Source organism: Flavobacterium sp. (assembly GCF_039932285.1).
Classification (GTDB): Bacteria; Bacteroidota; Bacteroidia; order Flavobacteriales; family Flavobacteriaceae; genus Flavobacterium.
On record NZ_JBDTQE010000086.1, the window covers coordinates 1 to 9573 of the forward strand.

At 30.4% G+C, this 9573-nt stretch carries 8 protein-coding genes; all 8 read left to right on the plus strand.

Annotated elements, in window-relative coordinates; all coding sequences use genetic code 11:
- The first annotated feature begins 157 nt into the window (after positions 1-157).
- The gene (locus tag ABI549_RS12275) at positions 158-592 is read left to right on the plus strand and encodes a carboxymuconolactone decarboxylase family protein (protein WP_348076755.1); all 435 of its coding nucleotides are present in this window, start codon (positions 158-160) and stop codon (positions 590-592) included.
- Between the two features lie 228 nt (positions 593-820).
- Entirely contained in the window at positions 821-3739 is a 2919-nt protein-coding gene (locus ABI549_RS12280) for an insulinase family protein (protein WP_348076756.1), read from the plus strand.
- 178 nt (positions 3740-3917) lie between these two features.
- Positions 3918-4196: a DUF2089 family protein gene (locus tag ABI549_RS12285; RefSeq protein WP_348076757.1), complete on the plus strand. Its 279-nt coding sequence runs from the start codon at positions 3918-3920 to the stop codon at positions 4194-4196.
- 2 nt (positions 4197-4198) lie between these two features.
- Positions 4199-4780: a hypothetical protein gene (locus ABI549_RS12290; RefSeq protein ID WP_348076758.1), complete on the plus strand. Its 582-nt coding sequence runs from the start codon at positions 4199-4201 to the stop codon at positions 4778-4780.
- A 10-nt stretch (positions 4781-4790) separates the two neighbouring features.
- On the plus strand, positions 4791-5135 hold the full coding sequence (locus ABI549_RS12295; RefSeq protein ID WP_348076759.1) for a hypothetical protein: 345 nt from the start codon (positions 4791-4793) through the stop codon (positions 5133-5135).
- Positions 5132-6505 carry an alpha/beta hydrolase gene (locus ABI549_RS12300; RefSeq protein WP_348076760.1) on the plus strand — a complete coding sequence of 458 codons (1374 nt, stop codon included), beginning with the start codon at positions 5132-5134 and terminating at the stop codon, positions 6503-6505. Before ABI549_RS12295 ends, ABI549_RS12300 begins: the two co-directional genes overlap by 4 nt.
- Before the next feature lie 69 nt (positions 6506-6574).
- Positions 6575-8434 (plus strand): peptidase M61, encoded by a 1860-nt coding sequence (locus ABI549_RS12305; RefSeq protein WP_348076761.1) that lies wholly within the window; start codon positions 6575-6577, stop codon positions 8432-8434.
- Between the two features lie 84 nt (positions 8435-8518).
- Positions 8519-9229 carry a DUF4369 domain-containing protein gene (locus tag ABI549_RS12310; protein WP_348076762.1) on the plus strand — a complete coding sequence of 237 codons (711 nt, stop codon included), beginning with the start codon at positions 8519-8521 and terminating at the stop codon, positions 9227-9229.
- Positions 9230-9573 lie beyond the last annotated feature (344 nt).

Here is a 9573-nt window from a genome sequence, read left to right on the forward strand (position 1 = left end):
GTTCCCCAATATATGTTAGCTTCTTATTTGGATTTTTCTCCAGAATTCATGAGTAAAATACGAGCAGGCAAAGTCTAAATTAGTTTTCTTGAAGTAGTTCAAGTTTTTTGAAAATTCATTTCCTAAACTTTGTAATGAATTTAAAAACACATTCAAAATGGAAACAAGAGTAAACATTTTACAGACACAGCCAGAAGCATACAAAGCAATGATGGGATTAGAAAAATACATCGCTTCTACTTCATTAACTCCAACTCACAAAGAACTAATCAAAATTAGAGCTTCCCAAATTAATGGTTGTGCTTATTGTATTAATATGCACACCAAAGATGCTAGAAAAATGGGAGAGACAGAACAGCGAATATATCTATTGAATGCTTGGAGAGAAACTTCTCTTTATACTGAAGAAGAGCAAGCCATTCTAGCTATGACCGAAGAAGTTACTTTGATACAAAATCATTTGTCAAAAGCAACTTATGACAATGCAAGAAAATTATTTGACGAGAAATACATTGCTGAAATAATTATATTGATTACCACAATCAATGCTTGGAACCGAATTGCAATTGCTACAGAAATGGCTATTGATTAATTTTAATACAACTCCCAATCTTTCTATTGGGAGTTGTATTAAAATTAGTTTGGGCGTTACCACAAGGGTCGGTCTATACACTACAATCTCTCGTTCCAAAAGACGAGAGAGATTGTAGTGTATAGCCCTAACGCAAGATGCTGTAATAAAAACCCAACACTACTTTTTAACATAACTTTCAGAAAATTACTATACAGTTTCCTTATTTTTGAAACAAACTAAAAATAAATGAAAACAATAATCTTAACCGCTTGCTTAACGCTAGGTATCTTTATAATGAATGCACAAACAACCACTACTGAAAAAAAGAAAGATGCTCAAGGCTACTCTTACGAAGTAGTCAAAAATGACAAAACCGGCGTTCGAGTTTACACACTAAGAAACGGACTAAAAGTATACTTAGCACAAAATAAAGACGAACCAAGAATACAAACTTATATCCCAGTAAGAACAGGTTCTAACAATGACCCGTCTGACAATACCGGATTGGCTCACTATTTAGAACACATGGTTTTTAAAGGAACCAGCAAAATTGGAACTCAAAATTGGGAAGTTGAGAAAAAACTAATTGCACAAATTTCTGATCTATACGAACAACACAAAACAGAAACCGATCCAGAAAAGAAAAAAGCATTATACAAACGCATAGATGAAGTGTCGCAAGAAGCTTCAAAATATTCGGTGGCAAACGAGTATGACAAACTTATTTCATCTCTGGGAGCAAAAGGAACAAATGCACACACTTGGTTAAACGAAACTGTTTACAAAAACAATATTCCTTCAAACGAACTCGAAAAATGGATGATTGTCGAGAAAGAACGTTTCTCAGAATTGGTCTTGCGTCTTTTTCATACAGAATTAGAAGCAGTTTACGAAGAGTATAACCGTGCGCAAGACAACGACGGACGATTAGTAAACTACCAATTAATGAAAGATTTGTTTCCAACAACTCCGTACGGAACACAAACAACCATTGGAAAACCAGAACACCTAAAAAACCCATCGATGGTAGCGATTCACAATTATTTTGATACTTATTATGTACCAAATAATATGGCTGTCGTTTTAGTTGGTGATTTAGATTTTGACAAAACCATTAAAATGGTTAATACTTATTTTGGGACAATGAAATACAAAGAGCTTCCAAAATTCAAATTAGTAACCGAAAAACCTATGACTTCAATCGTAAGAAGCGAAGTAAAAAGTCCTACTGCCGAACGTTTAACTCTAGCTTGGAGAACTGCAGGAGCAGGTACAAAAGAAGCATTATTATCCGAAATCACTTCTAATATATTATCTAATTCTGGCGATGTCGGACTAATTGATTCAAACATCAATCAAAAACAACTAGCCTTAAGCGCGGGATCTGGTTCAACAGCTTTTAACGATTATGGCTACCAAGCTTTATCATTATCCGCAAAAGATGGACAAACATTAGAAGAAGGCGAAAAAATGCTTCTTGCCGAAATTGATAAAGTTAAAAAAGGAAACTTTGACGAAATGATGATTCCTGCTATCATTAACAATATGAAGCTTGATGTTATGAAAACCTTTGAAACTGGCGACGGGTTAGCAACAACTATCTACCAAGCATTTATACAAGGTAGAAACTGGAGCGACATCATCTCCGAAACTGACGAAGCATCAAAAATCACCAAAACTGATATAGTAAAATTTGCCAATGATTTTTACAAAGATAATTACGTTGCAGTATATAAAACTAAAGGTGTAAATGACAAATTAGTTCGTGTTTCTAATCCTGGCATCACTCCTATTCAATTAAACAGAGAGGCGCAATCGGAATTTTATAAAACATTTTCTAAAATAAAATCTAAAGATTTAGCGCCTGTTTTTATCGATTACAAAAAAGAAATTGAAAGTAAAAAAGTAAAAAACACAACGATAAGTTTTGTGAAAAACAAATCTAATGAAATTGCTAAGCTATATTATATCTTTAATATGGGTTCGGATAATAACAAGAAATTACCACTGGCTATTGAAATATTAGATTATTTAGGCACCGACACAATGAGTGTTGAAGACATTAAAAAAGAGTTTTACAAAATTGGCGTAACCTATTCAGTAAGTGCTGGAAATGATTTAAGCTATATTTATCTTTCTGGTTTAGAAAGTAATTTACCAAAAGGAATTGCTTTACTAGAAAACTTATTAAGAAATGTAAAACCAGATCAAGAAGTATACAACACAACAGTTGCAACACTTTTAAATACTAGAAGCAACGCAAAAAAACGAAAAGAATCTATAATGAACGCATTAATAAACTATGCGAAATATGGTGCTAATTCTCGTTTTAGAGATATTCTTTCTGAACAAGAATTGAAAGAAATGAAAGCTTCGGAATTGACGGATTTATTAAAAGACATAACTAATTATCAACATCAAATTTTCTTTTACGGTAATGATTTGAAACCAATTCTAGCTTCATTAGAAAAAAATCACAACCTAAATGCAAACAAAGCTATTCCTGTAGCAAAAGAATATGCAGAACCTGTAACTCAAGACAAAGTATATTTTGCAAATTACGATATGGTACAAGCAGAAATGACTCGAATTGCCAAAGGAGAAAAATACAACTTTAGCAATACTGGAACTGTAAATGTTTTTAATAATTATTTTGGTTCTGGATTATCATCTATTGTTTTTCAAGAAATTAGAGAATCTAAATCGCTTGCTTATTCTGCAAATGCGGTTTACAGAATGCCTACCGATAAAATTCTAAGCGATTATATGCAAGTTTCTATTGGAACTCAAGCGAACAAATTGCCACAAGCAGTTGATGCTATTTCGGTTTTACTAAACGAAATGCCAAAAATAGAAAGACAATTTAACAACGCAAAAGAGTCGAGTTTAAAACAAATTGCTTCTACCAGAATAAGTAAAACTAACATTTTCTTCAGTCAATTAGCACTAAAAAAATTAGGTTTCGATTATGATAACCGAAGTGATGTGTATAAAAATATTCAGAATCTTACTTTAGAAAACACCAATGATTTCTTTAATAAAGAAGTGAAAACCAAAAAATACAATACAGCTATTATTGGTAAAAAAGAGAGTTTAGATTTTGAAGCTTTAAAAAAATTAGGTACAATTGAAGAAGTTACATTAGAAGAAATTTTTAATTATTAATAAAGTAAATGTTTTATTAAAATAATTTAAAAATCTTATTTATAGAAAAATCTCAATCGAAAGGTTGAGATTTTTCTATTTTCAAAAATAACTATTTTTAATATAATTAAATAATATATAAATTTTATTAATTTATATATAAATATTATTTAACTTTGTGTAATATAAAATAACTATTATGCAACCTAAACTTCCCATACAATGTCCGAGCTGCGAAAGTTCACTTTCTGTAACACAGCTTTCCTGTAGTAATTGTACCACATCGGTTTCTGGAAATTACTCGTTACCTATATTACTTCAAATTTCTGAAGAGGAACAAAATTTTATTCTTCAATTTTTTCTTACTAGCGGAAGCCTAAAAGAAATGGCATCGCAAATGGGAAATAGTTATCCTACTGTAAGAAATAAATTAGATGATATAATTCAAAAGATTAATACTCTAAAGACTAAATCATAATTATGAAAAATATTTTTTACAATCCATTCGAAAGATATTCTGAAAAAAAATTATTGCTTGTCGGAACTTTATCCACAATAATTGGGTGTTGCCTTGCCTATATTTTTAATGTAAGATATGATGGCGTTTTAGACTTACATTTTACAGAACAAATAAGTTATTATGAAACCATATCTTATTTAGCTACAGATATTCTAATCCTAACCTTTTCACTTATTATAATTGGTAAATACATTAATAAGAAAACGAGATTTATTGATATTTTAACGACAGTCCTTATTTCTAGAATACCTTTCTATTTTGCATCAATTCTAAATATCAATAATAAATCCTATATAATTGGTAATAAAATATTAGCATTAGCAACCTCAAACAAAATAAATACATTAACTGCTAGTGAAATTGGATTTATGCTATTTGAAACTATTATCCTAATTGCGATTTTAATTTGGTCTATTTTCCTGTTATATAAAGGTTACAAAACTGCTACAAACTCAAAAGAAACAAAACATACTTTATTATTTATATTGGCAATTTTATTTGCTGAAATTATATCTAAAGTAATTATTTATAAATTTTTATAAAGAAAAAACAATGGTAAAAGTAACAGCAACCGAAAATGAATTTGTTTTTGATGTTTTGGGAAATCACCAATTCTGGACTTTTGAAAGCAAAATTAAAGTTAAAAAAGAAAATATCATAAAAGCTAGTCAAAGTGATGAAGATTTTACTTTTTGGATAGGTTGGAAAATGCTTGGTACGCAACTGCCATGGGTTATAACCGCAGGAACTTATCTAAAAAAAGGCAAACGTAACTTTTGGGATGTTAGCAACAAGAAAAATGCAATTATTGTTGAACTCAATCATTGCAATTACGACAAACTAATTATAGAAGTTAAAAGTCCAATTGAAACAATAAACTTATTAAACGCAAAATGAAAAAAACAATCTTATTCATCGTCACATTAGCAACATCAATAGTATTTAGTCAAGAAATATCTGGATCTTGGTATGGTGCTTTGCAAGTACAAGGAACACAATTACCGCTTGTTTTTAATATTTCTAAAACTGGAAATATTTATGCTTCCACAATGGATAGTCCAAACCAAAAAGCATTCGGTATTCCTGTAAATACAACCAGTTTCGAAAATTCAACTTTAAAAATAACTATCCCAAATGCTATGATTGAATATGAAGGTGTTTTAGGAAAAGACAACATCATTGTGGGAAATTTTAAACAACGAGGCACTAGTTTTCCTATGAATTTATCGAAAGAAAAAGTAGAAAAACAAGTAGTAATTAGACCTCAAAATCCTGTAAAACCATATTCATATATTAGTGAAGACATTACATTCGAGAATAAAAAAGATGGAGTTACGCTAGCAGGAACACTAACATTACCAAAAAAGGAAGGAAAATTTCCTGTAGTAATTCTTATAACTGGAAGTGGCCCACAAAACAGAGATGAAGAAATTTTAGAACACAAACCATTTCTAGTTATATCCGATTATTTAACTAAAAATGGTATTGCAGTCCTGAGATTTGATGATAGAGGAATAGCTGAGTCTAAAGGAAATTTCAAAACTGCAACAACTCAAGATTTCGCAAATGATGTTAAAGCAGCTGTGCAATATTTACAATCCAGAAAAGAGATAAATCCTAAACATATAGGACTAATGGGGCATAGCGAAGGAGGCGTAATTGCGCCAATGGTTGCAAAAGATAATAAAGACATCAATTTTATAATTCTACTAGCAGGAACTGGAGTAAGGGGTGATAAACTTATGCTTTTGCAAAAAGAAGAAATTGAGCGTTTAGCAGGAGTTTCTGAAATTGAAATTGAAAAAGGACAAAAAATAATAGGAGGCGCTTACAAAATTATTATCGATTCAGATATAAATGATGAAAAATTGAATGAAAAAATAACTTCTTATTTGTCAGAACAATACAAAAACGAAAATAAACCAGATGAATTAAAAACTGTAACGCAATATCTTACAAATGCTTGGTTTCAATTTTTTATAAAGTTTGATCCAGAAACTTCATTAGAAAAAGTAAAATGTCCAGTTTTAGCATTAAACGGAGATAAAGACATTCAAGTTTCTGCAAAAATAAATATTGAAGCAATCCAAAAAGCGTTAGCAAAAGGTGGAAACAAAAAAATTACAACTAAGATTTTACCTAATTTAAATCACTTATTTCAAGAATGCAATACTGGTTCGGTAGAAGAATACTCGAAAATAGAACAAACATTTTCTCCAATCGCCTTGCAAGAAATTTTAAGTTGGATAAAAATTCAAATAAAATAAAACGTATTTAAAAACGTAACTTTTATTTACTTTTATACACTTATATAAAAACTTTCAAATCATAAGTTAATGAAAAAAATAATTTATACACTTGCTTTTGCTAGTGTCTTATTAAGTTGTAAAACAGCACAACAAACTACAACAACTGTAAATCCTGAAGTTAATGTTTCTATTGACTTAAATAATATAAAAGATGACAAAGTAATGGTAACATTGTTGCCAACACCAACCAATCTTGATATCGTAACATTTAGCATTCCTAAAACCGTTCCTGGAACTTACTCTACAGATAATTACGGAAAATATATCGAAAACGTAAAAGCTCTTGATGCCAAAGGAAATGAATTAGCGATTACAAAAATTGATGAAAATTCTTGGAAAATTACTGATGCTAAAAAACTACAAAAAGTAACCTATTGGGTAAATGATACTTTTGACACGGAAACAGGCAAAGGGGATTTTGGCGGTGGCGATGTGTTTTCTCCAGCTGGAACAAATATTTCTCCTGAAAATTTTATGTTAAATACACATGGTTTCGTGGGCTATTTTTCAGATAAATTAGAAGTACCATATACAACTACAATAACTCATCCAGCAACATTTTTTGGAGCTACTTCTATGACAGATACAGATGCAAGTAATACGCAAGATGTATTTAAATCCTATCGTTATGCCGACTTATTAGAACACCCAATCATGTATTCTAAACCAGATTATACAACCTTTAAAGTTGATGATATGGAAATATTAATCAGTGTATATTCGCCAAACGGAACATATAAAGTAGCCGATATTGCTCCTGCAATGGAAACCATGATGCGTGCACAAAAGAAATTTTTAGGGGCTATAAATAGCACTAAAAAATATGCAGTTTTATTGTACTTATCTGACGTAAAGAAAGCGGATGCAAAAGGCTTTGGCGCATTAGAACACCCAACCTCTACAACAGTAGTGATGCCAGAAATGATGCCTAAAGAACAAATGGCAGAGCAACTTAAAGACGTGGTTTCTCATGAGTTTTTTCATATTGTAACACCACTTGGAGTTCACTCAAGAGAGATTCAGTATTTTGATTTTAATGCACCTAAAATGTCTAAACATTTGTGGATGTATGAAGGTGTAACTGAATATTTTGCGAATTTATTTCAAGTAAATCAAGGATTAATATCAGAAGAAGATTTTTATAATCGCATGTCAGATAAAATAAGTCAAGCAGCAGCAATGAATGACACGATGCCATTTACGACAATGAGTGCTAATGTTTTAGATAAACCATACAAAGATCAATACTTAAACGTATACCAAAAAGGAGCATTAATAGGTATGTGCTTAGATATTATTATTAGAGATAATAGTCATGGCGAAAGAGGAATTCTAGACTTAATGCAAAAATTGACTAACGAATATGGTGCAAAAAAACCATTTAATGACGATGAATTATTCGACAAAATAGCTTCCTTTACTTACCCAGAAGTAAAAACATTTTTAGAAACCTATGTGAGTGGTCCTACTCCTATTCCTTACGATAAATATTTTGCAAGAGTTGGTGTAACAGAATCTAAACGCAAAATTCCAGGAAATGTATTCTTAAAAGGTCAAAGTCCTTACATAACCGTAAATCAAGCAACAAAGGAAATAATGGTGCTTCCTGAAATAGAATTACCTACTTTTTATGCCGCATTAGGAATAAAAAATGGTGATATTCTAAAAGCAGTAAATGGTACAAATTATAATCTAGACAATATTTATGATTTAATTATGGTAAGCCAAAATTGGAAAGAAAATGATCCTATTACTGTAAAAATAAAACGAGACGGAAAAGAAAGTGAAGTAAAAGGTACAATAAAATTACCCTATGATGAAGCAGAAGGATTACAAGCCACTGATACAAGCAAAAATGTTATTAAAAATGCTTGGTTAAAAGGTTAATCTGTAAATTATAAATAATATAAATCCTCATTTTGTACTGCAAATTGAGGATTTTTTTATTATTTTGCGGCAAATTAAAATATGATGAACAAAATAATTATTGCACTATTATCTATCACAATGCTTACTTCTTGTGGTGAAGAAAAAAAATCAGAAAATACCTTAGAAATCACAGGGAATATAAAAGGCCTGAAAAAAGGGAAATTATATATTCAGAGAGTTCAAGATACCACATTAGTTATTCTCGATAGTATTATCATAAACGGAAAATCATCTTTTGAAAGTACAATAAAACTAGATTCGCCAGAAATGTTATACTTGAATCTTGATCGTGGTGTATCAAACTCTATAGATAATAATTTACTGTTCTTTGCAGAACCAGGAAAAATGAATATTGATACTGATTTAGAATTTTTCTTAGCTAAAGCAAAAATAACAGGTTCAAAAAACCAAGAACTTTACGAACAATACAAAGACATCATATCTAAATTTAATGACCAACAATTGGGTTATCTAAAAGACGAATTATTAGCGCTAAAAGCCAAAAAAAACAACCCAGCGGAAAATACTAAAAAACAAGATGCTCTTTTGAAACGCAGGTATTTATATGCTGGAAACTTTGCTTTAACAAATGGTGATTACGAAGTGGCTCCATATATTGCCTTAACCGATATTTATGATATCAATATTAAATATCTAGACACTATCGCAAAAGCAATGTCTCCTAAAGTAGCAAAATCTAAATACGGAAAGAAATTGAACGAATACTTAGCCGAAAGAAAAAAGAAAGAGTAGTTTTTAACATCTATATACATTAGTATAATGTTTTTTTTAAGTACTTCAAACTTACTGACAAAAACCCTTGATTCGAGATGATTAGTTATATTTCACAAAAGAAAATTTAATTATATACGCAACATACTAAAAAATCTGTAAGTTTAAAATAATACGAGGATATAAAGTAAATAAAAATACTAACTAATTGATATTTAAATGTTAGAGTTTTAATTTAGCGAAGAAATATAGATTCTGTACTCTTTCGAAAGCCTTGCTTTTGAATTCTGCCGATGGTAGAATGGTCAGCCGTTTAACGCAAATAATGATCAAAGTTATACAAGCGGATACAACAAGCGAAAGAG

What these genes read in the sequence shown, in the direction of transcription:
- ABI549_RS12275 (WP_348076755.1), top strand. Translation starts at nt 158, where the DNA reads ATGGAAACAAGAGTAAACATTTTACAGACACAGCCAGAAGCATACAAA.
- ABI549_RS12295 (WP_348076759.1), top strand. Translation starts at nt 4,791, where the DNA reads ATGGTAAAAGTAACAGCAACCGAAAATGAATTTGTTTTTGATGTTTTG.
- ABI549_RS12310 (WP_348076762.1), top strand. Translation starts at nt 8,519, where the DNA reads ATGAACAAAATAATTATTGCACTATTATCTATCACAATGCTTACTTCT.
- ABI549_RS12305 (WP_348076761.1), top strand. Translation starts at nt 6,575, where the DNA reads ATGAAAAAAATAATTTATACACTTGCTTTTGCTAGTGTCTTATTAAGT.
- ABI549_RS12285 (WP_348076757.1), top strand. Translation starts at nt 3,918, where the DNA reads ATGCAACCTAAACTTCCCATACAATGTCCGAGCTGCGAAAGTTCACTT.
- ABI549_RS12290 (WP_348076758.1), top strand. Translation starts at nt 4,199, where the DNA reads ATGAAAAATATTTTTTACAATCCATTCGAAAGATATTCTGAAAAAAAA.
- ABI549_RS12300 (WP_348076760.1), top strand. Translation starts at nt 5,132, where the DNA reads ATGAAAAAAACAATCTTATTCATCGTCACATTAGCAACATCAATAGTA.
- ABI549_RS12280 (WP_348076756.1), top strand. Translation starts at nt 821, where the DNA reads ATGAAAACAATAATCTTAACCGCTTGCTTAACGCTAGGTATCTTTATA.